The following is a 25104-nucleotide window of genomic DNA, read 5'->3' on the forward strand; positions in this document are numbered from 1 at the left end:
ACCAACGACCCCGAGATTACAAATCACGTGCTCTGGCCAACTGAGCTAAAGAGGCGGGTGGGCAAGCTACTCTTATCGCGCCGCTACAACCTAATACCCTTGCTGCGTTCCCACCCTGGGGGATTCAAAGGGAGCTGGCCGTAAAAGACTTGCCCATTTTCTTAGCGAATGCAAAGGTAAGAAAAGGATTTGAATACCGCAAATTTTCTATTATATATTTTTTCAACAGCAATTTCATTTAACAACGGGCGTAGAGTCAACCAACAAGTGCAAAATTAGTCAATCCTTTTATAAAACTCTTGTTAGGTGTTGAAAACTTGAGTTTTTCACTTCCAATCTGGACGTAATGTGCCAAAGCGTTCTCCTATATTCATATTTCTTTGTTTTGGACTACAAAAATAGCAAAAGGCAGAGAATCTATCCCTGCCTTAACGCTTATTATTGAAAAACTTTTGAAAATCAGGTGATTGATTTGACAACTCCCGGTTTGAAGCATTACCGTGTGTTACCCTTATTAGGTGTTGGGATATACCTTTGTACAATTTTTTATTCTACCATATAATACTAAATAATGATTATATCCCATTATTATTTTACCCTTACTAAGACTTTAGACATTTCTTTCTTTTTAATTATTTTATTTATCTGATCTTTTTTATAATCAGAAGGAATACCAAATTGCCGTATCCCCTTATCTAATTGTAAAATATCATATGGCAAATAATTGTAATAGAAAGATTTCCATTTTAGAAGATACACTGTCTTATTACTAAGAATAGAAGGGTGATATTTTCTATCACTCTGTTTTATCCAACACTGATTATTTATTCCATTAAGACACAAATTCTGATTTCCAACATTTACATATATAATTGGTGTGTATGAGTTTGAATAATTATGAGTTGGTTTAGCATTTATTATATCGTCTTTAATTTGTTTGAACATAGTAGAGGTTATAAATATTGTATCATCGTATTCATTGGTCTTACATATGCTATCGAGGTCAGTACAATCAAACTGTCTATATGGTTCTATATTACCACAAAAATAAAAAATAGTAATTTCCTGCTTATGGCGGTAATTGCAACTAAAAAGAAATAATGTGCATATTATAAGCATATAATATATATATCTTTTATTGTTCATATTGAGCGTAGAGTCAACCAGCAAGTGCAAAATTAGTCAATCCTTTAATAAAGCTCTTGTTTGGTGTTGAAAACTTGATTTTTTCACTTCCACTCTGGAGCGCAAAGTGCCGACGCATTCTCGTGCAGTCGTTTAGTTCGTGAAGGTTATAAAACGTTTGCAAAGATACTAAAACTTTCCGTCGGAGGGGTAGTTGTTACTCATCTTTTTAATGATACACTATCTTTTTCGTCCCCTTTTGTTTATTTCCAAAAGTTGCATTTCTTGATTGAATTTACGATTTTTAATTAAGTGCATAAATAATTCCATCGTGCCTAATCATTAGGCAAAAATTAAACGAATAATCAAAAATAATTATATCATCAACTTTCGGATACCAAATATAATCAAAGTACTTAATGACATCATCATAATTAAAAACATCAATATTGTAGAAAGAATCCCAGCATACATACAAGTTGGTGGGTAAAATTCTTATATTTAAATTATTTATCAAAAGACCTAAATTAAATTCTGCGTCTTCGGCATTTACAAAATTTATATAGTGTCCTTCATTCTGAATAATATTAAAAATATTCGTCCGCTCGTTTTTTTGTATTTTATATTTTAAACAAAAAGAAATAAAAGCATCATCACTCTTTTTTTTTGAAAGGGTGATAAAATTAATATTCACCATTTCATGGTCTTTTCTAAAAAAATCTAATTTAAATTGTTCCATATTTTTTTCATATATCGGTTGTTGAAATAATATTTCAACCCGTAGAGTCAAAAACAATCATGCCCTTTTGTATCAACCACAAATTGAACCAATTAAACTAATCCAAATGTCACCCCTTCGTGCTATCTACATGCCTTAACCCGGACTGTCTACATGGGTTAACCCTGCTAACTACATGACTTAAGGGTGCTAACTCATGTTTACAACGGCATTATTGTAATGGGATAACAGCCTAAAATGCAGGCTATATTTGAACAATGGTTGCCCTTTTTTCATGCGGGTGAAATCCATGATGTGCTTTCCCCCTACTGTATTTAGCAACAAGGATGGAACGGTGAACCCCATCCTTGTGTGATTTATAAACAGCAGCAAACGTTATTTGCGCGGTGCATCTTTCATCACAACTTCGTAAATCTCGGCATCGCCCTCGATAACCACTTGTGCGGTGCGAGACGCCGGAGTGAAGGGATAGAAGTTGGCGGTTACCTGTTCGGTGTGGATACATTTCCCACGTTTGTCGAACTGGCTCACCTTTACTCCGCCGTTTGCAGGCAAGCGCATGAGCAGCGCATATTGCGAAACACCCGGTTTGATGTCGAACGACAGACGACCCGAAAGGTGGAATGCGGTGGTGGGTTGCTCATCAAATGCCCGCAGGGCAGCTTCAGTTTGCGAACCCGCATCTACCTTAAAGCCTAAATATTGCTGACGAACGGGATTGACCTCAAACAAACGGACAGCAGTCCAATTCTTTTTCTCAGAAGGCAGTTTGCGCAAGCGCACATAGTGCGCCATCACTTCTTCCCCCTGCCACTGCACATCGTAGACGCCTTTCAGCTCTTTCAATAGCGGTTGCCAGTTGTTGCCGTCGGCAGAATATTCCAAAGTGGCATGGTCGAAGTAATCTACATCGTCCACCGAGTTGCGTCCCTGAAGAATATGCACCTCACGGACAGGCTTCACACAGCCCAAATCTACCCCTATCCACTCGCCTGTTCGCTGCGATGCAGTAGAGGTATAATAAGAGGTGGTATCTGTGTCGAACATCAATTGCGAGAGGGTGGTCTTGAGGTTGGGATAAGAACCCACGGCACGATATACGAACGGCTTGCGCCCAGATATCTGTTGATAAAACGCCTCACTCAAGTCTTGCATTGCCACCTCATAGAATGGTTGCAACTTCATGGTTCCCGAGCGATGCGCCTCGTAAGCTTTGCGCTCGTTGAGCGTCATGAGATTTTGCACGTAACCCGTCCAGAAATCGGTTAAATCACCCTCCTTGTACTGTTTCATCAAATCAATCGTGCGCTTTCCTCGTGTGCCTAAGCGTCCAAACTCCACCAGCCAAGGTTGCAACTCCTTTAGCAAGGCAGGGTTGTCGTTGGCTTGCTGCATCTGTGCAGGCACTTTCTCGATGCGGTCGAACTCCTGATACAACGCCTCGAGCTGTTGGGGCGTATAGTTATTGAAGCGGAATGTCTCCGTCTCCCACGACTCATCCCTGCGGTAACCCGTCTCCGTATCTGCCGAATGAATGGCAAAGGTGCGGTAAGCCTCGTGCGAGCGAGGAGCAACCACCTGCAAACCACGTTCCCAACTATCCATGGCATTGTACGCCTTTGGGTTCCACGTATAATCTGCCACACTATACAGCGACAACTTGGACGCTTCGGCATGCTCCATAGGATTGCTCACCAATCCGCACATCTCGTTGGGGGTCACCGTGGTATCGAGTCCATAAACAGGACCCTGAAGTACGATGTGGCGCACATAGTCGGTCACCGCATAGTTCCACCAGAAGAAGGCAGGTCGCTGAATGCGCTGGTTCACCCAGTCTAACGTTTCGTGGGTGACATCACTGCACACCACATCGCCCGTCCAAAACACTTTCACAGAAGGGTCCAACGCTCTACCGTAAATGCTCAAAGCACCCTGCGGTGAGGGGTTCGCCCACAGCTTGGAATAATCTGTAGGACAGACAATGAGCGGCGACACATCTTTCTTTTGCTGTACAAATTCATGCGTCAAGCGGTTCAGCAGTTCTACCTGCTTCATCGGGTTGGTTCCCTCTCCCTCAATGTCATCGAAGAAGATAGCAAACGAGCGCACACCGAGGTCGTACATCATCTCGAACTTACGCACCAAATTTTGATAATCTTCTTCATTCCAATGAATATCCTTTCCGGGGTGGATAGCCCACACAAAGTCGACACGATTGCGCTGCGATGCCTTCACCAAATCTTGAATCTGCTCACGCTCCTTCTCTGGATAAGGCTTGCGCCAATTAGGTGCGCTGTGATAGGGGTCGTCCTTAGGACCATAGAGATAAGTGTTCATCTTATATTTTCCATAGAAATCGAGGAGCGACAAGCGCGCCTTGTGCGACCATGGAGTGCCATAAAAGCCCTCTACTACCCCTCGATAAGGGAAGGTAGGATAATCGACAATCGAGAGACATGGCAGAGTTTTACCGCCTTGTGCAGCAGGACTTTCCATGAGTTGCTTCAAAGTTTGTACGGCATAGAACACCCCTTTGTCATCATGCCCCGTGATACGAATGCCTTTGGCATCGATTTGCAGGGCATAAGCACCCTCCACATTGGGCAAATTGTTCTTTTTCGAGGCATAGCTCACGGTGAGGTTCACGCCTTTGTGTTGCAGGTTGAGGAAGTTGAGATCCTGCGCCAGCACGTGTTTCTTGTCCTTCGTCTTATCCTTCAGGCGCACGCCAGCAGTGACATCGAGTGCAGCCTGCCCCCCGACATTCATTTCTATTTTCTGCGGAGTGGGATTGATGACAATGCCCTGATGATTTACTTTGTGTCCAGGCACTTTCAAGATGTTTTGCGACTCTTTGCGCTGCGAGCTGAGATCGAACCCAGTATCTTGCGCCATGCCAGTGGTTAGGGACAAGACAGCCGTTACAGCTGCCAGCGAAATTTTATAGATTTGTTTCATATTGATGTGATTGTATTTTTGTTGAACATGGGAGACATAAGAAGGAAGTGGCTAATCATCTCGCCACTTCTTCAGCGTCTAATGGTAAATGTGAACTTTGTTTGATGTTGCTTGTGGTGCTATTTTTGAAACGAAAGGAAACCCGAAAGAGGATGAGCCGTATTTCTCTTTGTTCCAAATCACACCTACAACAGTTCTCGTTTGCATTCCCTTTACTTCACCACTACCTTTTTGCCGTCTACGATGTATATTCCGGCAGGGAGTTGATGCAGCTTGTCGGTCTGTATGCGTTGACCCTTGAGGTTGTAAATGCCCGTTTTCCGATTGGCTTTGGCAGCAACCGTTTGTTGAATGCTGTTAGGAAAATCCACCTGAACATTGGGATTTTCTACCAACAACCAGCGCGAACCGCTGTCGCTGGAAGTCCACACGTTAATGGGACTGTCTGCCAATTGCGGTGCCGCACAAAAGAATTGCTGTGCATTGTTGCCTGTGTTAAAGGCAAATCCGCCATTGGGTAGTTCGGTGACGTTAATGGGCAATGCCTCATCGACGAAAGTACAAGGACCTGTACCACTTTGATTTGACGGAGTGCGCGCATACTGCTTTGCACCAATGTTATACAACATCCACTGGCCTTGGTCGTTCTTCATGAGCTGCCATGCACCGAATGCCGATGATGGGTTGTAGGGTTGCGCAAAGTCGCCGTTTGCCAAACTGTGTCCAGCATCACCCACCATGCCTTGCACCCACACATTTGTCTGTCCTTCTTTCTTTACAGCGTAGGTGGTAAAATGCTCGTTATAAAGCGCATACGCCTTGTTTGGGTCCACCTCTGACAACGTTGTAACCTGCTTGCCCAAAGGCAGTACCATGCGCTCAACAACAACCAGCGAAGTAAGCTGGTCGTTCAGAAAAGGGACATCAGCATTGTTAAAAGCACTGGTTTGCGTGTCGAGTGTCCAAAAGCCCAACGCCTCTTGCTGGTTGTCCGTGCGATTGCCTCGCTTGGAGCAGATGTAAAACTTGCCAAAGCGGTCGAGTGCTTCCGTGCTCTCTACCTTATCGCTTGCGATAGCCTTTTGCAAATCCAGTCCATTGTCCGCCTCATCAAGTTGATTGGTCACACCCCCAACGTGATAACCTGTGAGGTCTTGAGGAGCTGGCAACTGGGTGGGATAACACAGAAACTTACCGTCCATGGTTTCAAAAGCCACCTTGCCATTGGCGAGTACGTGCGCCTTGAAAGCTGCCGAGCGTTCGGGAGCTTGTCCTTCTGTGATTGGTTTTGCGGAGAGCTTGCCATCTGCGTAATCCACCATATAGGTCTTTCCGTCTTTACCCACAAACTTCACGAGGTACAGCAGTCCGTTTTGGGGTTTCTCCACGTTGGTTTCTTCCACAAATTGCTGCACGGCTTGCTCTAATTGTGCCTTATTGTAGTTGGCAGGCGCATCGTATATTTTGGCGAGTAGCTCACGACTCTCGGCATCAGCCAAAGGGAAACCTACCCCCTTGTGACCGAGCAGCTGCGTTACCTTTGTCAAGTCTGAATACTGAATAGCGTTGGCATCCTCCGTAGGACGTTTCACTGTAGCATCGTAGCTAAATGCGTCGTCGGTGATTTCTTCGAGCGTCAAAGCCTTGTACACGTTGGTATAATCGGCACCGTAGGTAGACTCTTCATAGAAGAATCCCACTTTGTCGTCCTTTTGCCACACCATGGTGCTATAAGCCGAACCCATTTGTGATATTTGTTTCTTTCCTGTCCAATTGCTTGCAAACGCTTTTGGCGTGAAATAATCGTTCAAGCTCTCTAATGCCTTGAAGTAGATGCCCACATTGGCACGGTTCGGACCAAAGGGAACACTTTGCAGTGCCAAGAACATTTGCTTGCCATCGCTGTTGCGCTTCACGGGAAGTATCATGATTTCGCCATTGCACGAATTACTTTGTGCTGCCGTTCCGTGGTTGTTCGCATCCGACTTAGCCACCTCGCCCCACGAACCTTCGCCCGTCTCATTGTTAGTATAGGTATAGATATTGAACAGTCGTCCCCCATTGGCGCGGCTCGACAGCAACACTCTACCGTCGGGCAATTCTTCGCACTTAGGCTCATCACCTCCGGGAGCAGGACGTGCATCCTTTCCTCCCAATACTTTCCAAGTTGCTCCGAAGTCATCAGAATACAGCACGCGGTTGCCACCGTCACGGGCACAAACAGGCATATACACACGGTAGTGCGTTCCATACTTCACGATACTGCTCTGGCATAGCTTCCCCGAACCAGCAAACATACTTTTCACTGCACCGTCTTTACTTCCGTCAAAGAGTCCATAAACGGCAGCGGTAACATCGGTATAATTGCTCCACGTCTCACCTCCATCGGTACTCAGAAAACGTACCATGGGCAGCGGATTCCCTTTTTGGTAGTTCGCTGTTTGGTAGGGAACATGTCCTGCCACACACATCATCAGCACCTCATTGCTTTCGCGGTCGGCAACTACGGCAGCATCGCCAAAGCCATAATCGAGTCCGCTGCCCGTTCCTTTGCCATCGGCAATGGTACGTGCAACGGTCCAAGTAGCACCGTGGTCGGTAGAGGTTCGCAATTGAATATCTACCTCGCCATAACCAATGTCAGAGCCACCCGGGCGATAATCAGAGAAAGCCAGCAATTTACCGTCTTTCAAGCAAGCCAAGGCTGGTATGCGGTAAGGATGTTGGTTGGGACGAGTGATATAAAGTGGATGAAAATTCGCTGGAGCTGCAGCCTTTGCCACGGTTACCTTCACGTTCTTCAATAGTGCAAAACCTGCGGCAGTTTGTGTCGCATGCTTTACATTGAACGTTGCAGTAGCGGCGTGGATGTCTGTCACCTTCACAACTTGCCACTGTGTAGGGTCATCGGACGACAGTTCGGCAGCGCCTTTTGGTGTCACCACAATCTTCCGCCCTGCATTCTCGGACGAGAAAGAAAATTCGTAACTCACGATTTCGTAGCCAGGAGTAACAGCTAAGGTGTAATCAGCACAGAACTGCACCGAGCCGTTTCCTGTAAAAAGCTTTATCTCGTTCCCGTCGTAGTACGCCATATTGTTGGCAGCACAAGTCAGGGTGAGCATGGGATCAACGTCGTTACTGGTCCATTGCGCAGCCCATGTTTTGGCAGGATTGGACTTGGTCCATGTACCTGTTGAGTTCTGAATGCGGATTACTTTGTCCGCTGCATGTGCGGTACTCCACCCCAAAGCAAGGAGCAGTGCAAAGGTCCATAATAATCGTAGCGATTTTAGATTCATAGCTAATAGCGTCTTTTAATGTGTAAATAAATAATAATTCGATTGTTTCGTTTACAAAAATACTAAAATTATTTGAAATAATGGTACAATATGTCGAATTATTCAGAAAGAGGAAAGATAATAAGAAACAATTCTCTGTTTATTAGATAATTTGCTTACTTTTGCACATTAGTTATGATAAACGTACAAACACTTATCCAACTCAAAGCCTTTGCTCGCATTGACGGTCTTTGGCTTGCGCTGCTGTGGACCTCCAGCTTTGCCTGTTTGATGTATCCACCGCTGAATATCTTGGGCAATCTGCTTCTCTTGATGACGCCAGTGCTGATGACGTGGCGTGTCATCAAGTTTCGCAACTATGCGCTCGACGGTAGTATCTCTTATCGGCGTGCCTTTGCCTACGGCTGTTACATGACATTTTATGCCTCGCTGATATTTGCCATGGTGCAGTGTCTGTATTTCCAGTTCTTGGACAACGGCCACTTTGTGCAGCTGCTCAACCAGTCGGTTGAAGAGCTGAAAGCAATAGATACGAGAAACACCAACTACTGGAGCAACCTCCAGCAATCCATTGAAATGATGCGAAGCGTCTCGCCCATTGAACTGGCATTTATGTTCATGATGCAAAACCTTTTCATTGGAACATTGACCAGCACCATTGTGGCGATTTTTGGCAAAAAGAAGAAATAAACACCTCACAACTTCGCCCTACCCACACGCCGTCCTCTACCCTCTCTCCTATGCAGATGAGGAGAGGCGGACAAAAGAGTGAGGGCAACGTTGTGAATGATGAATAGAATAGTATGGACATATCTGTAGTAATTCCCTTGTACAACGAGGAAGAATCGTTGCCCGAACTCTTCTCATGGATAGAGCGGGTGATGCAAGCAAACGCTTATTCGTTTGAAGTAATTTTTGTAAACGACGGCTCTACCGACCATTCATGGGAGGTCATCCAACGACTCAGTAAGCAGTCGGAAGCTGTGCGAGGTATCTGTTTTAGGCGTAACTACGGCAAGAGTCCAGCCCTGTATTGTGGATTTAAGGAAGCACAGGGCAAGGTGGTGATTACCATGGATGCCGATTTGCAAGATTCGCCCGAAGAGATTCCAGCACTCTATCGCATGATTACGAAAGAGGGCTACGACCTTGTGTCGGGCTATAAACAGAAACGATACGACCCACTGAGCAAGACACTTCCTACCAAACTCTTCAACGCTACGGCTCGCAAAATTAGTGGCATCAGCAACCTTCACGACTTCAACTGCGGACTGAAAGCCTATCGGCAAGAAGTAGTGAAGAACATCGAGGTGTATGGCGAGATGCACCGCTACATCCCTTACTTGGCGAAAGAGGCAGGATTCTGCAAGATTGGCGAAAAGGTAGTGCAGCATCAAGCACGCAAATACGGCTCTTCTAAGTTCGGACTCAACCGCTTCTTCAACGGTTATTTAGACCTCATCACACTGTGGTTCTTGTCCAACTTCGGTAAAAAGCCCATGCATGTCTTTGGATTTTTAGGCTCCCTGATGTTTTTAGTTGGGCTCATCGCTGTGATGATACTGGGAGCAGAAAAGCTCTACGCTCTTTCCAACGGCATCCCCATGCGCTTGATTACCGATTCGCCTTACTTCTACATCGCCCTCACCACGATGCTCATTGGTACCCAACTGTTCTTGGCTGGGTTTGTGGGCGACTTGATTAGTAGGTCAAATCCAACTCGAAACGATTACCAAATAGAAAAAACCATTCGATGCGAAGAATAATCTTTTTGCTGTCTGTCGCCTTGGGCTTCACCGCATGCTCGTCTATCGATTGCCCTTTGAACAACACCGTGGTGACATCGTACAAGCTCATGGGTTCACAACCGAAGTTGGAAGACACGCTGACCATCATTGCTGCGCGTAGCATGGGGACGGACACGGTGTTGCTAAATCGGGCAGTGGGCATCGACAGCTTTATCTTGCCCATCAGTTACGCACAGCCAGAGGATGTGTTTTTCTTCAAAATTGCGAACAAGGACGGGCAAGTGTTTCGTGACACGCTGCGCATAGCCAAAGACGACCAGCCGCATTTTGAATCGATTGACTGTCCGCCTGCCATGTTCCACCGCCTCAAATCGGTGACGTGTACACATCAAACGCTCGACTCGGTAGTCATTAACAACGAAAACGTGAATTACGATGCAACGAACCCACATCTATACCTCTATTTCAAAAAATATCTGTATTAGTGTGCTGCTCCTATTGGGCACAACAGTACAGGCGCAAATACCGAAGAAGATATTTGAGCAACCCAAAGACTCGACACGCTTTCTACGACATGTGGCGGTATCTGCCGACTTGGTGGGACCGCTCCAACTGCTGCTCTCCGACTATGGACAATACGAAGCTGCCGCCCGAGTGAGCTTGCGCAACAAATATTTTCCTGTCGTGGAATTGGGTTACGGACAAGCCGACAGCGAGGATGTCACAACCCACTTGCACTACACTTGCAAAGCTCCGTATGGTCGTATCGGTTTAGATGTAAACATGCTGAAGAACAAAGACGACGACTATCGGCTGTACGTGGGGGCACGCTATGGTTACACTTCTTTCAAATATACAGTGAACCACCCAGGCATTACCGACCCCGTGTATGGCACCCAGCTCCCCTTCAATCTGAACGATATTAGCAACCAATACCACTGGTTGGAAGCCGTGATGGGCGTAGATGTGAAGCTTTGGGGACCTCTTCGCATGGGCTGGAGCGTGAGATACAAACACCGCATTGCCAGTAGTACCAACACCGAGGCAGGCGACCCTTGGTACGTGCCGGGCTTTGGCAAACCCAAAGCAACACCCATAGGTGGGACATTCCTCGTTACGGTGGAAATTTAGCAGGCGGAATGAACCCAGAAGGATGAAGAATGGGATGCGCTACCTGATGTATGGAATGAGAGGAAGCGTGCGAACAAATGAAAAATATCAAGGCTGGAACTAAAAATAATTGAATGATGAAAATAACAAAATCTTCTATATTTCGGATTGTTTTTCTTCTTTTCTTAATCGTTGGCTCGATTTACATTATTCGCCAACAAAACACCATGCCGTATCAACACAATACAGGGCAAATATTTGGTACAACGTATCACATTACGTATCAGTCGAACAAGGACTTACACCGAGAGATTTTACAACGACTTCAGTTGGTAGATCAAACGTTTTCTACCTTCAATGACGAGTCGATTATTTCCAAAATCAATCGCAACGAACCCGTTAAGCTCAACCAAATGTTCATCGAAGTTTTCGACTTGGCGAAGACGGTTTCTAAAGATACGCACGGTGCTTTCGACATCACTGTTGCCCCATTGGTCAATGTATGGGGCTTCGGATTTAAGTCGGGCACGCCTCCCACAAAGGCGGTGATTGACAGTTTGCGCCACCTGACTGGCTACGAAAAAGTAAAACTCATCGGAAGTAAGGTGCGCAAGCAAGACCCACGCATCATGCTCGACTGCTCGGCAATTGCCAAAGGGTACGGAAGTGATGTGGTGGCGCAATATTTACGTTCGCGAGATGTCGAGAACTTCATGATAGAAATCGGGGGCGAGATAGTGGTGCAGGGCAACAGCGACAAACGGTTGCCGTGGAAGATTGGCGTCACGAAGCCCACGGACGATTCCACTCAGGTGAACAACGAACTGCAAACGGTGCTCAATGTGACGAACACTGCCATGGCTACGAGCGGAAATTACCGCCGATTCTATTATAAGAATGGGAAGAAATATGCCCATACCATCGACCCAAAGACAGGCTATCCAGTACAGCACAACATCCTCTCTGCCACCGTTTTGGCGAATACTTGTGCCAAAGCCGACGCTTATGCTACATCGTTTATGGTGTTAGGATTGGAAAAAACGCAGCAGGTGTTGCAACATCATCCCGACCTCATGGTGTATCTGATATATGCCGACGGACAAGGGAAAAACAAGGTATGGTACTCCCCCTCGCTGAAGAAAGCCATTCAAGGCGCAGAGAACCTGTCTGACAAGAAATAAGGAAAGCACTAAAGCTCCTCTCTCGGACACACTGTACACGCATCCTTTTACCGCACACCCTAAGATATCATCCTCATGGCTCACCGCACAAGCACATCTAACACTCCCCTCCCCTTGGACTATCACACAGACGATGCGGAAGCTTTTCATCTTCTGTCGCTGCCACTGTTTCAAGGTCTCAGTCAGTCGGACTTGCTGCGCATTGCCGAAACCACGCCGCTATCCTTTGCACAGCACCCACAAGGCGAATGTATTGCAAAGGAGAGTGAAGCCTGTCGACAGCTAACGGTGCTCTTCAAAGGCAGTGTCGAGGTGACGGCAGAGGCGGATGACCATGGCTATTCGCTTACAGAAACCCTGAAAGCGCCCCTTGTCATTGAGCCAGAACATCTCTTTGGCTTGCACCAACACTATCGCCGAACCTATACTACAGCAGAAGCGTGCAACACACTGTCTGTCAGTAAGCAGCACGTCATCACTCTTACCCAAGACTTCATGGTGTTCAGGCTCAATCTCCTCAACATCATTTGTACGCAGAGTCAGCGTTTACAGCTACAGCCATGGCATCCACAACCTACTGACCTCCGTCAACGCATCATCCACTTCTTCAAAGACCGCTCGCTGCGACCCGCGGGAGAAAAGGTTTTCAAAATCAAGATGGTGAGACTTGCCACCGAACTCAACGCCAGTCGCTTAGATATATCCATTGCTTTGAACGCCCTGCAAACCGACGGTCTGATAAAACTTACCAGAGGGTACATCACGGTGCCGGCACTGGAGCGACTCACCTAACGGACAAAAATATAAATCAATCATACATGAACATGAAAAGACTATCTATCCTATGTTGGGCTTTGTTGCTGTTTTTCACACAAGCCTTACCACAGACAGCACACCACAAGAAAGTACGCACCGTAACCATCCTCGGTCGTGTGGTCGACTCATTCACCCATCTCTGCGTGCTTGACGCCAAGATCACCATCATGACTTCCGACAGCGTGATGGTGGACACTTGCCGAACTGTCACATGGAATGAAGAAGCCATACACCCCGATGCCTACTTCTACCTACAAGAGAAGCTGAGCGAAGGCACCTACATCTTCAAGATAGAGCACCCCGATTACCAAACTACCTACATCAACCACGAACTACTTTTCAAAGGTAGACAGAGCAGCATGACCTTGGACGACATGCCCATCCAGCGCAAACGCATGGAAGACAAAGAGCATACGCTGGACGAAGTGGTGGTGAAAAGCACCAAAATCAAGATGGTGATGAAAGGCGACACCTTGGTCTTCAACGCTGAAGCCTTCAACCTTCCCCAGGGAAGCATGCTCGACGCACTGATTAGGCAGCTGCCGGGAGCTACGCTCAACAGCCACGGAGAGATTTTCATCAATGGGCGAAAATTAGATTATCTGACGCTCAACGGAAAGGATTTCTTCAAGAAAGACAGCAAAACACTGATAGAAAACCTGCCCAGCTACACCGTGAAAGACTTGCAGGTGTTTGAGAAGAGCACCGAAAAGAGCAAAGCCTTGGGCGTGGATGTGGAGAAGAAAGACTACGTTATGGACATCCAATTGAAGAAAGAGTATGAGAAAAACTTCATCGCCAACGCCGACATAGCCGGAGGTACCAACAGCCGATACGCCACAAAGCTCTTCGGTCTGTACTTCAACCCACGGCTACAGATGTCTGTCTTCGCCAACCTCAACAACGTGAACGAAGACCGTAAGCCCGGAGAGAAAGGCGACTGGGACCCAACTAAGATGCCCATTGGACAGGTAACGCAGAAGACCGTGGGGCTGAACTTTGCAACCAGCAACGACAAAAACACCATCAAGGACAACGTGTCGACCAGTGTTTCATGGAAAAACAGCCACGATGTGAGCCAAACGGCGACCGAATCGTTCCTCAACACGGGCAACAACAGCTATTCAAGAAGCGTGTCAGAGAGTAGGTCGAAAAACTTCGAGACCCAGCTCGAGCACCAATTTCAGATGAGTAAACCCTTCTGGCTACGTGTTGAGAACGAACTCACTTACCGCAAAAGTGACAACTGGAGCAACCTACGCGCAGGCTCTTTCAAACAAGACCCGGCACCTTGGGGCGACACCCAAGCCATTCTTGACACCTTGTTCACCACGCCATGGAGCCGGCGAGTGCAAGACGCAGCCCTCAACAGACAGGAAAATCAAAGTCTTGGAGAAGGTTATTCGTTCCAGACATCCAATCGTCTATATGGTTCCTACCCTTTGAAATCGGGAGACAACATCTTCTTCCATGGTTCTTTCAACTATAACAACACCAAACGGACGGCATTCGAACAATATCGATTAGACTATCTCCAGGGTGCGACAGCCAAAGATCAACGCGACAGATACGATAACACGCCCTCGCACAGCTACGAGTATTACGCATCCGTAAACTATAGATACCAACTTCCAAGTGGCTGGACTTTCCTTCCAGAATTCTCTTTCAACCAACAAATGAAATACACCAACAACTCAAAATACCGACTGGACCGACTGCAAGAGTGGCAACAGCAAGCACACGAATTGGGAACCCTGCCCTCGTCACGCGACGCTCTTCGGCGAGCATTGGACTCCAACAACAGTTATCAGGGATATTTGAAGACACAGACACAGGAATTGTCTTTGAACATCAACTACCTTAAAAAAAGTGGCAAGAACTCATTCGATATTGGTCTCTACATCCCCGTTCAACACGAAAAACAACATCTGGACTACAGGAGTACGGCTCTCAACACCAACATCAGTCAACAGACGTGGAAAACAACAGCCAATCTAAACATGGGTGCCACCTACAATCAATACAGCATCTGGGCATACGGGCAGATGAGAATCGTCATGCCTGACCTGTATTCGAAAATCGATAGGCGCGACGACTCTAACCCCTTGGCGATCTCGTTGGGCAACCCAAACCTCAAAAACACCGCGATCTACTTTACCATGATTCACTTTGCTGACCAACACAACAGGCGATTCAAGTGGCCAACTTTGGATTTTGGGCTCAATGTGCAACAAAACGCCATCGCCAACGGCTTCACCTTCAACCCTACAACGGGCGTCTACACCTACAAACCGCAGAATGTGAAAGGCAACTGGGCTGGCAAGGCAGGCATCTATTACAACTGCCCGTTAGACAGTGCCAAATACTTCACACTGGACAATAAATTGGAATACAGCTACAATCGCAACGTAGACCTCACGGCTGTGGAGGGACATACCGAGAGCGTACTGAGCAAGGTGAACAACCACTGGACGCGAAACGAACTCTCGCTGAACTACCAAAAAGAAGGTGCCACCTGCAGTTTGGTAGGCTCTTTGGGCTGGCGTAACGTCAACAGCAGACGAGAGAACTTCCACACCATCAACGCTTACGACTTTAACTACGGCATCGTGGGGTCTTATCATTTCGGCTTCGGACTGGAAACAGGCATGGATCTGAAGATGTTCAGCCGCAGAGGATACGACGACCCCTCGTTCAACACTGATAATTGGGTGTGCAACGCCTACCTCAGTCAGTCGTTTTGCAAGGGAAGGTTAAGCGCCAAACTCGAAGCCTACGACCTTTTCCAGCAACTGAAGAGCATGTCGTACGAGGTCAACGGACAAGGCAAGACCGAGACATGCTTCAACACCATTCCCCATTACGTCATGCTGCACCTGATGTACAAACTGAACATCAGCGGAAAGAGAAAATAAACTTCGGCACGCAATAGCGCATCCGTAAAAATCTGCTTATGGTGCGTAAGATGCACATAAAATAACGGGGAAAATCAGCGTATTTTTGTCTGTCGTCTGCCTATTGATTTTTTCTATTTTGGAGATTTTCAACGGTCGATTTAGGGTAAAATAACAGGACAAATTTCCACTCTGCTGACACAACTTGACACTCGTCCTAATATCAGTAACATGATGATGTCGCTCAATTTGTGACAACTCCATATGATTATGGTTATATCTTTAGAAAAGAACTGTCTACACTATGTCACTCGTGCGCTATAAAATAATGGTATATAAAAAGAACCAAGACTTTTTAACGAAAGAGCCGTGATTCATTAACGAAATTTTCACAGAATTGCTTTTATAAATCAAGGATTTTGACGAGTTTTGCATAACGGTTGTACATACGATAGTTTGAACTTAATATTTTGACCACCACTAAATTACTAAAAATTAAAGACATGTGCCACTGTTTACTCATATTTATCAATTTAAATAAATTCCGTCAACGGGTTATGAATATAAAAATGCCAAAATGGACACTATTTGTCTTACTTTCTTTATTAACATTACTGCCGAAACAAATATTAGCTTATCAAACAACGATAATGCTTCCCTCAACGCGAAATTATACTATCCATGGTCGTATTGTAGACTCGTTTACAAACCTCCCTATATCAAATGTCAAACTAACTTTACTATCGGCAGATAGTACAGTAATAGATACATGTCGCACCTTTATATGGAACGACAAAGCTGTTCATCCCGACTCCTATTTCTATATGCAAAAGAATTTGAGTGAGGGAAAATACATTTTTAAGATAGAGCATCCTGATTATTTTACAACTTTTGTCAACAAAGAGATACTATTCAAAGGTAGAAATACAAACATTGACATGCAAGACATTCCCATCAAGAAAAAAGGAATGGAAGATAAAGAACATACGCTGGACGAAGTGGTGGTGAAAAGCACCAAAATCAAGATGGTGATGAAAGGTGACACTTTGGTCTTCAACGCCGAAGCCTTCAACCTTCCTGAGGGAAGTATGCTTGATGCTCTGATCAGACAATTACCAGGTGCCACACTTAATAGTAATGGCGAAATATTCATCAATGGTCGAAAATTAGATTATCTTACACTTAACGGCAAAGATTTCTTCAAGGGAAATAACAAACAATTAATAGAAAATTTACCAAACTATACCGTTAAGAATCTAAAGGTGTTTGAAAAGAGTACAGATAGGGGTCAAGCGATGGGTGTTGACATTGATAAGAAAGACTACATCATGGATATCTTACTAAAGAAAAAATATGAAAAAACTTTGATAGCTAACTTTGATATTGCTGGTGGTACGAACAACAGGTATGCAGCCAAAGCGTTCGGATTATACTTCACACCACGATTGCAGTTATCTGTTTTCTCAAATTGTAATAATGTGAATGAAGACCGCAAACCTGGAGAAAAGGGAGATTGGGATCCAACTAAGCTGCCAAACGGTCAGGTTATACAAAAAACAGTAGGTCTAAACGCTGCTGTTAGCAATGAAAAAAACACATTGGAAAACAGTATGTCAACAAGTTTCTCGTGGAGAGATACACATAACATTAGTCAAATGATAGCTGAATCTTTCTTAAATGGGGGAAACAACTTTAATCGTAGCATCTCAGAGGTTAAATCCAAGAACTTTATTTATGACTTTCAAAATAATTTAAAGATTTCAACCCCCATTTATCTAAAATCAACCATAAACTTAAATTACAATAAATTTGATAATTGGGAATCTGACCGTTCAGCACGCTTCAATGCAGACCCATCACCAATAGGTTGCACAGAAGCAATATTAGATACGATATTTTCCTCTTCAAGAAACAGGCTTATAAATGATTTTGGTGTAAACCGATTGTCTACAAAAACATATGGATTTGGTCATTCACTCAAAACTTTCGCCAATGTTAATGCATATAAACAGTTGCCATCTGGTGATCGTATATCAGCATTGATAGAAGGTAACTATCTAAATACCAAGAATTCAATGTTCAACAATTACCAGTTGAAGTACTTAAAAAACAATGCTATTGATGACTATCGCAATCGATATGACGACACTCCATCTTATTCTTACAATTATCGTTTAGGACCACAATATACATTCGTGATTCCTAATGGTTTTAGACTTTTCACAGGATATCAATATCAGCAAAAAGGAAGTTACCGAAACAACCAAAAATACAGATTAGACAAACTTGACGGATGGCAGAAAGAGAATCACCCTCTTGGCAGTTTACCATCTTCACGTGATTCTCTCCTACTCTCTTTAGATGCCAACAATAGCTACAAGGGATATTATATAAGTAAGCAAAATTCTGCTTCACTCGGATTTGGTTATTCAAAATCTAAGAATCACAACAATGTGTTCTTCAATACAAACGTGTCTGTTGGTTACAAACGTGAAAAACTTGACTTTCGCAATTCACTACTAAACACTTCTGTCCAACAATATAATTGGATTTCAGAATTGTCTTTAAATATGGGGTTTACAATAAATAAATACGGTTTTTACGGAACTTTGACTTCGAAAGTGGAAACTCCAAACCTTTACTCAAAAATTACCCGATCTGACGATTCCAATCCTTTAGCTATCTCTTTAGGTAATCCGAATTTGAAAAATAGTAGAAATACAAATGTAAATTTAAGCTTTAGTGATAACAACAATAGGCGATTTAAGCTGCCGATGGCATTTATAAATATCAATATTCATCAGAATGCTATTGCTAATGGATTTACTTACAATCCGATAACGGGTATATATACATACAAGCCACAGAATGTTAGGGGGAACTGGTCTGGCAATATTGGATTATATGATACTTTTCCATTAGATAATAAAAACTACTTCACATTAATAAATGCTATTGTCTATAGTTACAACCACAATGTAGACTTAACGGGAGTAACAGGTCAAACAGAAAGTATGTTGAGCAAAGTGAATAACCATTGGTTAGAGGATAACCTATCTTTAAATTATCAAAACGGAGGATTGACCTGTAGCTTAGTTGGTGAAATGAAATGGAGATACGCTAACAGTAGACGTGAAAAATTCTCATCTATTCGTACCTTGGATTTTAATTATGGTATTCTTGGTTCATACAAATTTAAATTAGGATTAGAAACAGGTATGGATCTTAAGATGTTTAGTCGCAGTGGTTATTCAGATCCTCTTATAAATACTAATGATTTAATTTGTAACGCATACGTTAGTAAGAGTTTCTTTAGGGGGAAACTGGCAGCCAAACTTGAAGGGTACGATATATTTCATCAGCTCAAGAGTATAAATTATGAGATAAACGGACAAGGCAAAACTGAGAAACGTTTTAATGCTATTCCAAATTACTTAATGCTGCACCTGATGTACAAGCTGAACATCAGCGGAAAGAAAAAATAAACTTTGGCAAGCAATAGCGCATCCGTAAAAAGTCTAAGGATGACGGGTAAGAAACCTATAAAATAACGGCAAAAACTTACGCCAGCCAGACACTCCCGCCAATCTCATTGACTTTGGGCATCTATCTCATTGACTTTGACTGCCAATCTCCATGAGTTAATGCCCTTATCTACATGGGTTAACGCCCTTATCTCCATGGGTTAACACCTCAATCTCATTGAGTTAGGAAAAACTCCCCATGGGCATTAAAACAATGTTTCATTTTTTTTAATACTTTATGCGAAATAGCCGTGTAGAGAGAATATTAAAAATGGACAACTATTCGCTATTCTCGTTGGTTTTACATAACTTTGCGTTCAAGTATAGTCAATTAGATCATATGAAACATCCAAATCGATAAGAGTGGACTTTTTGAACAAGAAAAGCTGGAAAATACTTGGCTGGACAATGAAGCAAATCTACATGTACCGTCAATACGTTATGCTCAAACTCAGCTCACCTCGCTCTATGCACACTTCATCAAATTGCTAACATTCTCAATGTGGACAAACCAGATTTATAAACGGCTTCAAATAATCAATAAATATAGAACGTATGCTTAATAGCGTTGACAAAGAAAGAGTAATTCGAGTTATTGTAAGTAATGCGGTAAAATCGTATGCTAATGGTTTCTCTACACGTCATCTTGCAGAAGTTAATAATGAGAACGGAGTTATTAATATGAAGATACACAATGTTTTCATTGCTGCATTAGGTGCCGAGATACAATATTATTCTGCACTCGCTCGTTCACTGGATAGTTCTTTGGGGAATATGTTGGAGAGTATGGCAATCAGTATTGCTGAATTAAATTATACAGTAAGCCGCCATGTGGAAGGTATTTTGTACAAAGAACAGACTGATTATATTGCAGAACTGCTTGAACAATACAAGAGAGGAATAAACCGTACAAAGTCGAAGATGCAGCAAAGAAACGAATAGACATGACATTAAACAAAGATAGTAACCCAAAGGTTACAGACTACTCCCCAAAAGACAATTCATGCATGGTACACGAGCCTTCAGTCGGGATGCAAACTTCGTTTTTTACACTTGACGGCTTTTTCAATGCAGATGTGTCTGCGACACAACCTATTTGTATAGACAGAAGCTCTAACTTGTCCCCCATTATTAAATGGCCTGGCGGAAAGGAAAAGGAATTGAAATATATTATTCCTAATCTTCCACAATTTGAAAGATTTTTTGAACCTTTCGTTGGTGGAGGTTCCGTGTTCATGGGAATTAATGCAAAAGAGCATTACATCAATGATTTTTCTGAAGAATTGATACAGCTTTATCGGTATATATCCAAAACCGATGAAGACTTTTTCGGGTATGTAGAAGCTATGGATGCGTCATGGTGCAAAGCTGAGAAGTTTTTTCATGAGAACAAGGATTTAGTTGATGTTTACTTAGGGTTCAGAAGTGGACAAATAGACAAAGAAGGTCTCCGACAATATATATTAAATTTCTGTTCCAATAAGAAAGATGACATTGAAGGCATTTTAGATAATGCTTTTCGTAACATACAATGTATTTTGTGTAAGGAACTTGAAGCAAACCTGTTCCGCAAGATGGTACGTATGCACCAACTTGAGAAACAAAAACATGAGCTACCTCTTGAAGACTTAAACGACAACATAGAAACTGCTATTAAGAGTGCGTTATACATGAATTACCGCAGTCTATACAACGACAGAAGTATAAATTTGGATAATCCACCCATGCATTGTGCTTTGTTCTTTTTTATGCGAAACTATGCATATAGTGGAATGTTTAGATACAGTAGCAAAGGCGAATTCAATGTGCCGTATGGCGGAATTGCATACAACCGTAAATTTTTGAAGAAGAAGCTTGATTATTACAAATCGAAGGCGTTGCTCGAACATTTCAATAATACAAAGATATTCAATTTGGACTTCGAGGATTTTATAAAGACAACTCAGCCTACAAAGAATGACTTCGTCTTTTTAGATCCACCGTATGATAGCGAATTCAGTACTTATGCTCAAAACGACTTTACAAAAGAAGACCAGAAACGTTTGGCAAACTACATGATTAACGAATGTCCTGCAAAATGGATGATGATAATCAAGTACACTGACTTTATATATAGTCTCTATAATAAGGCTGGCATAAACATTCGAACTTTTGATAAGGAATATCTTGTAAGTTTTATGAATAGGAATGACAAGAAAGTTTCACATCTTCTTATAACCAATTATTAGATACATGGAACGAATTACAGAAAATCAGCTTATATTACCTGCTTTATATTTGATGGATACAAATGACGAGGGAATTATCACTACAAGTGATTTAATTTCTCAACTTACTAAAATAATGCATCCAACAGGAGAAGATGCAAATATACTTCCAAACAGGAACGACACATACTTCTCTCAAAAGGTAAGGAATCTTAAAAGCCATGATACATTGGCTTCAAAAGATTTAGCAACAAACGTAAATCAGGGCTTTAAGATTACACCAAAAGGAAGAGAATATCTGTCTTCTCATAGGGAAGTTTTAGATTATATCTTGGCTGAACCTTTTAACTATGAAGATATTAAGAGTGCACTTGACGATATACAGGAAAGAGACGATTTGATCCCAATAGAAGAGATCATATCAGAAGGTAATGTAGTAACGAGAAATATTAAAGTTCGCGAGCGATCAGCACGATTGAGATACAAGGCTATCGAGTACTTTACTCATGATAATAAAATAAGTTGTGATTGTTGCGGTTTTAATTTTCCTCAGTATTATGGGGGACACTATGGTAAAGACTGTATTGAAATTCATCACATCAAACCTATTTTTCAGTATAGGGGTGACTCTCTTGATCAATCTTTAGAAAAAGCTTTGCAAAATCTCCTGCCTGTCTGTCCGAACTGTCACCGTGTAATACACAGAAACAGAATCGAAAGTGAGCAACTGGAATTATTCAAAACCGAGCTTAGACAACGAAATCGTGATTCATTATAAATCCAAATATCACATTAACACAAATACGATATCGGTTTTTAATTGGAGAATTTTATCTAAATTTGCAAAGACGAGACAACGACATCCGAGAGAAACTTGACCAAACGGCTGACACTTGGATAGAAGTTGGCTTCTTCGCTAAGAATATCATGAAGTTCCTAAGGGGACTTCTTTGTCTCATTTTCGAAAAATCGGACTTGAAGACCTTCCAAAAGAGAATTATGAGCATTTTTGACAGCATGGAGGCTGTATTACCCACACCACAAGGTTGTATGAAAGAAATAAATTAGCAGACTATAATTAACTCTCTCATATTCAAATGATTATATTAGAATTAACGGAGTATTAATCAATAATATTATGAAGAAAAATATTGCCCTTGTAATTTTATTTATTATTTATACTTATAAAGCATTTGCTGGTGATTTATTAGGAATGATTTGTAATGAATCAAATCGACCATTAGAAATGGTAAATGTGATGATACGTTCACCGAAAGACAATCGTGTTATCGCAGTAACAGNAACATCTGCTAATGGGAAATTTACAATACGTACACTCAATTCCGACACATANATATTAAAATGCACCCGACTTGGTTATCAAGATTATAATGCAGAAATCAAAATGAAGGAAAATGAGAATCTGGATCTGGGAAGATTGATAATGCCACAAACGAGCATTCAGATTGATGAAGTTGCAGTTGTTGCGAACCGTAATGTTTTTACAACTGATAAACAATCAATCTATCCTTCAAAACTACAAGTAGAACAATCTACGGGAGGATTGGAATTACTTAAAAAACTTCCTATTCCTTTATTGGATATTAATCCCATATCAAGAACTATCTCGACNCTTGACCCACAAGGTGGTGTTATTGTGCTGATCAATNAAATGCCTTCANACGCAAATGATATAGCCATATTGGATCCAAAACGAATAAAGAAAGTCGAAGTGATTAGAAATCCGGGGATGAAATATGGCTCGAATCTGGCTATGGCAGTAAATATTGTTTTGTACAATGCTGAGGATGGTGTATCTGCAGGAGTAAACACCTCAAATTCAACGAAAATCATTTATGGATATAATAATCTATTTGGAACGTATATTCATAAAAATTCACAGCTGACTATCAGCCAAAGTGAGAATTTTCAGAATAGTTCCAATCAAANTTCAGATGACCTACGTAAATATCTTCTTCCNACCGGAGACTGGCAGACTATACATATTCAGACCCTGTCTTCAAGAGCNGTTTCTTTTACACATGGAACAACAGTAAAATATAACCTTACGGTTCCGGACAAATACGTTTTTCAAGCCATAGGTTACATAAATTCTCATCNCAATCCGAAAAACAACCGATCGGATTTAATAAGTGGAGATGGNTTATCTGGTCACATGAGTGAAACTAATATCAGAGATCAGTACTTGTCTCCTGCATTAAACCTGTACTTGAAAAAAANTCTTCCAAAGAATCAAACTTTTATGTTCAATATCGTCGGAACCTACATAAGCTCAAATTATGATTATTCTTATTCAACCGATAAAAGTAATTTTAAATCAAACTATGTGGTAGAAGGCAAAAAAATATCTGCCATAGGAGAATTGAGATACAGTAAAAATTTCCAATGGGGAGCGATAGCNTCAGGTTTACGCTCTTTTTATGGTAACACAACTAACTTGTACAGCGGAAGAACACAAAGCAAACCACAAATGAGAAATCTAAACTCAGATATATATGTACAGGTAGAAGGNCGTTGGAANCAATTTTCAGGTAGAACGACATTGGCTTTAAATGATCAATNCTATGCTCAAAATAATGAAAAGTATCATAAGGTGACGATGAGTCCTCAAATATCATTGAACTACTCACTTGCCAGTAATTTCAGTTTGGGATATGGATTCAATTTAGTTTCTCGCCTACCTTCTCTCGCTNATTTAAATGGAGCAGCCATACAATTAGATGTTTGGGAAAGAAAAATAGGTAACCCCTTATTGCAGCCTTTCAACCATATCGAAAACTCATTGTCTGCAACTTATTATACGCCAAAATTTTACGGAATGATTAGCGCAGTGTATGCTTCCAACANACATGCCATTATGCCCAGTTTGATTCGATCAGAGAATTTAGAGAGAATATCTTTTGACAATATCATAAGAAATGAACGTGATATGAATCAGGTCGCACTGACTGCCTANTTACGTTATGCGATGTTGAATAATAAATTAGTATTCAGTGCCACTGGCTCCTATAATTATTTTAATGCAATGAGTGATTTATATACCAACAAACGAGGATTCTTCTTTGGAGACTTATCTATCGAAGGTTACATCGGACGTTTTTCATTCTTAGCAGGATTGAGAAGTCGTTATAATAGCTTGTTTGCAGAAACAGTATGGTTTAATGAATACACCAATTCATTAAGTGCTACCTATAAATACAAGAATTTTTCAGTAGGGTTAACTTGGGAACAGCCTTTACAAAGTTCCGGTACAAATAATCGCATTGAAACCAAAAATGACTATGCTTATAAACTTGTAAAGAACATCAATANAGAGGCAGGAAATCATGTATTNGTTACTTTTTCATGGCGGTGGGATCACGGNTTTAAGTCCAAGTCACAAGAANCTGATGTAGATAATANAGATACGGATTCGGGTATCTTAAAATAATAACCAATCATGAGTAATAGTTCTTCACACTCTGATAGGAACCAATCTG

Annotated in this window: 17 protein-coding genes and 1 pseudogene; 13 read left to right on the top strand and 5 right to left on the bottom strand. The window is 42.4% G+C overall.

The genetic code is table 11. The features are described 5' to 3' along the window. Positions 1 to 588 precede the first annotated feature (588 nt). The 4 genes from HMPREF9304_RS09790 to HMPREF9304_RS13830 form a co-directional block, all read right to left on the bottom strand. Positions 589 to 945, bottom strand: a complete 357-nt coding sequence (locus HMPREF9304_RS09790) for a hypothetical protein (RefSeq protein ID WP_231564507.1) — start codon at positions 943 to 945, stop codon at positions 589 to 591. Between the two features lie 484 nt (positions 946 to 1429). Continuing rightward, entirely contained in the window at positions 1430 to 1864 is a 435-nt protein-coding gene (locus tag HMPREF9304_RS09795) for a hypothetical protein (RefSeq protein ID WP_156104801.1), read from the bottom strand. A gap of 375 nt (positions 1865 to 2239) precedes the next feature. Then, positions 2240 to 4822 (bottom strand): glycoside hydrolase family 84 protein, encoded by a 2583-nt coding sequence (locus HMPREF9304_RS09800; protein WP_036928585.1) that lies wholly within the window; start codon positions 4820 to 4822, stop codon positions 2240 to 2242. A 212-nt stretch (positions 4823 to 5034) separates the two neighbouring features. Continuing rightward, positions 5035 to 8124: an exo-alpha-sialidase gene (locus HMPREF9304_RS13830; RefSeq protein ID WP_052046076.1), complete on the bottom strand. Its 3090-nt coding sequence runs from the start codon at positions 8122 to 8124 to the stop codon at positions 5035 to 5037. A 174-nt stretch (positions 8125 to 8298) separates the two neighbouring features. Here HMPREF9304_RS13830 and HMPREF9304_RS09810 point away from each other — a divergent pair, with 174 nt between their 5' ends. The 7 genes from HMPREF9304_RS09810 to HMPREF9304_RS09840 all read left to right on the top strand — a co-directional run bounded on the left by HMPREF9304_RS09810 (position 8299) and on the right by HMPREF9304_RS09840 (position 15894). After that, positions 8299 to 8814, top strand: a complete 516-nt coding sequence (locus HMPREF9304_RS09810) for a DUF4199 domain-containing protein (protein WP_036928587.1) — start codon at positions 8299 to 8301, stop codon at positions 8812 to 8814. Positions 8815 to 8927: 113 nt separating this feature from the next. Continuing rightward, on the top strand, positions 8928 to 9890 hold the full coding sequence (locus tag HMPREF9304_RS09815) for a glycosyltransferase family 2 protein (protein WP_025072345.1): 963 nt from the start codon (positions 8928 to 8930) through the stop codon (positions 9888 to 9890). Then, entirely contained in the window at positions 9878 to 10357 is a 480-nt protein-coding gene (locus HMPREF9304_RS09820; RefSeq protein ID WP_025072346.1) for a DUF6452 family protein, read from the top strand. Before HMPREF9304_RS09815 ends, HMPREF9304_RS09820 begins: the two co-directional genes overlap by 13 nt. Continuing rightward, complete coding sequence (locus tag HMPREF9304_RS09825; RefSeq protein ID WP_052046078.1) at positions 10308 to 11003, top strand: DUF6048 family protein; 696 nt, start codon at positions 10308 to 10310, stop codon at positions 11001 to 11003. The genes HMPREF9304_RS09820 and HMPREF9304_RS09825 overlap by 50 nt, the downstream gene beginning before the upstream one ends. A gap of 113 nt (positions 11004 to 11116) precedes the next feature. Further along, a complete protein-coding gene (locus HMPREF9304_RS09830; protein ID WP_374187983.1) occupies positions 11117 to 12163 on the top strand; it encodes an FAD:protein FMN transferase in 1047 nt (348 codons plus the stop codon). Positions 12164 to 12238: 75 nt separating this feature from the next. Beyond that, entirely contained in the window at positions 12239 to 12955 is a 717-nt protein-coding gene (locus HMPREF9304_RS09835; RefSeq protein ID WP_081953689.1) for a Crp/Fnr family transcriptional regulator, read from the top strand. 26 nt (positions 12956 to 12981) lie between these two features. Further along, complete coding sequence (locus HMPREF9304_RS09840; RefSeq protein ID WP_036928592.1) at positions 12982 to 15894, top strand: porin family protein; 2913 nt, start codon at positions 12982 to 12984, stop codon at positions 15892 to 15894. A 385-nt stretch (positions 15895 to 16279) separates the two neighbouring features. Here HMPREF9304_RS09840 and HMPREF9304_RS14485 read toward each other — a convergent pair. Next, positions 16280 to 16396 (bottom strand): annotated as a pseudogene (locus HMPREF9304_RS14485) (IS982 family transposase); the annotation flags it as partial. A gap of 34 nt (positions 16397 to 16430) precedes the next feature. On the opposite strand from HMPREF9304_RS14485, the gene HMPREF9304_RS09845 reads away from it, so the two are divergent. The 6 genes from HMPREF9304_RS09845 to HMPREF9304_RS09870 all read left to right on the top strand — a co-directional run bounded on the left by HMPREF9304_RS09845 (position 16431) and on the right by HMPREF9304_RS09870 (position 25055). Continuing rightward, complete coding sequence (locus tag HMPREF9304_RS09845) at positions 16431 to 19358, top strand: hypothetical protein (protein WP_231564508.1); 2928 nt, start codon at positions 16431 to 16433, stop codon at positions 19356 to 19358. Between the two features lie 594 nt (positions 19359 to 19952). Continuing rightward, on the top strand, positions 19953 to 20339 hold the full coding sequence (locus tag HMPREF9304_RS09850) for a TdeIII family type II restriction endonuclease (protein WP_036928594.1): 387 nt from the start codon (positions 19953 to 19955) through the stop codon (positions 20337 to 20339). Between the two features lie 2 nt (positions 20340 to 20341). Continuing rightward, entirely contained in the window at positions 20342 to 21625 is a 1284-nt protein-coding gene (locus tag HMPREF9304_RS09855; RefSeq protein WP_231564509.1) for a DNA adenine methylase, read from the top strand. 4 nt (positions 21626 to 21629) lie between these two features. Continuing rightward, positions 21630 to 22382, top strand: coding sequence for an HNH endonuclease (locus HMPREF9304_RS09860; RefSeq protein WP_036928597.1), 753 nt, complete (start codon positions 21630 to 21632; stop codon positions 22380 to 22382). 62 nt (positions 22383 to 22444) lie between these two features. Beyond that, positions 22445 to 22672, top strand: coding sequence for a hypothetical protein (locus tag HMPREF9304_RS09865; RefSeq protein ID WP_036928599.1), 228 nt, complete (start codon positions 22445 to 22447; stop codon positions 22670 to 22672). A 145-nt stretch (positions 22673 to 22817) separates the two neighbouring features. Further along, complete coding sequence (locus HMPREF9304_RS09870) at positions 22818 to 25055, top strand: carboxypeptidase-like regulatory domain-containing protein (RefSeq protein WP_445236339.1); 2238 nt, start codon at positions 22818 to 22820, stop codon at positions 25053 to 25055. The last annotated feature ends 49 nt before the right edge of the window (positions 25056 to 25104 follow it).

It is taken from the genome of Hoylesella timonensis S9-PR14, from assembly GCF_000762405.1.
Taxonomy (GTDB): Bacteria; Bacteroidota; Bacteroidia; order Bacteroidales; family Bacteroidaceae; genus Prevotella; species Prevotella timonensis_A.

Bases quoted from the DNA above. Each gene is read 5' to 3' on its own strand.
- HMPREF9304_RS09790 (WP_231564507.1), bottom strand. From the start codon at position 945: ATGTTCAAACAAATTAAAGACGATATAATAAATGCTAAACCAACTCAT.
- HMPREF9304_RS09795 (WP_156104801.1), bottom strand. From the start codon at position 1,864: ATGGAACAATTTAAATTAGATTTTTTTAGAAAAGACCATGAAATGGTG.
- HMPREF9304_RS09800 (WP_036928585.1), bottom strand. From the start codon at position 4,822: ATGAAACAAATCTATAAAATTTCGCTGGCAGCTGTAACGGCTGTCTTG.
- HMPREF9304_RS13830 (WP_052046076.1), bottom strand. From the start codon at position 8,124: ATGAATCTAAAATCGCTACGATTATTATGGACCTTTGCACTGCTCCTT.
- HMPREF9304_RS09810 (WP_036928587.1), top strand. From the start codon at position 8,299: ATGATAAACGTACAAACACTTATCCAACTCAAAGCCTTTGCTCGCATT.
- HMPREF9304_RS09815 (WP_025072345.1), top strand. From the start codon at position 8,928: ATGGACATATCTGTAGTAATTCCCTTGTACAACGAGGAAGAATCGTTG.
- HMPREF9304_RS09820 (WP_025072346.1), top strand. From the start codon at position 9,878: ATGCGAAGAATAATCTTTTTGCTGTCTGTCGCCTTGGGCTTCACCGCA.
- HMPREF9304_RS09825 (WP_052046078.1), top strand. From the start codon at position 10,308: ATGCAACGAACCCACATCTATACCTCTATTTCAAAAAATATCTGTATT.
- HMPREF9304_RS09830 (WP_374187983.1), top strand. From the start codon at position 11,117: ATGATGAAAATAACAAAATCTTCTATATTTCGGATTGTTTTTCTTCTT.
- HMPREF9304_RS09835 (WP_081953689.1), top strand. From the start codon at position 12,239: ATGGCTCACCGCACAAGCACATCTAACACTCCCCTCCCCTTGGACTAT.
- HMPREF9304_RS09840 (WP_036928592.1), top strand. From the start codon at position 12,982: ATGAACATGAAAAGACTATCTATCCTATGTTGGGCTTTGTTGCTGTTT.
- HMPREF9304_RS09845 (WP_231564508.1), top strand. From the start codon at position 16,431: ATGAATATAAAAATGCCAAAATGGACACTATTTGTCTTACTTTCTTTA.
- HMPREF9304_RS09850 (WP_036928594.1), top strand. From the start codon at position 19,953: ATGCTTAATAGCGTTGACAAAGAAAGAGTAATTCGAGTTATTGTAAGT.
- HMPREF9304_RS09855 (WP_231564509.1), top strand. From the start codon at position 20,342: ATGACATTAAACAAAGATAGTAACCCAAAGGTTACAGACTACTCCCCA.
- HMPREF9304_RS09860 (WP_036928597.1), top strand. From the start codon at position 21,630: ATGGAACGAATTACAGAAAATCAGCTTATATTACCTGCTTTATATTTG.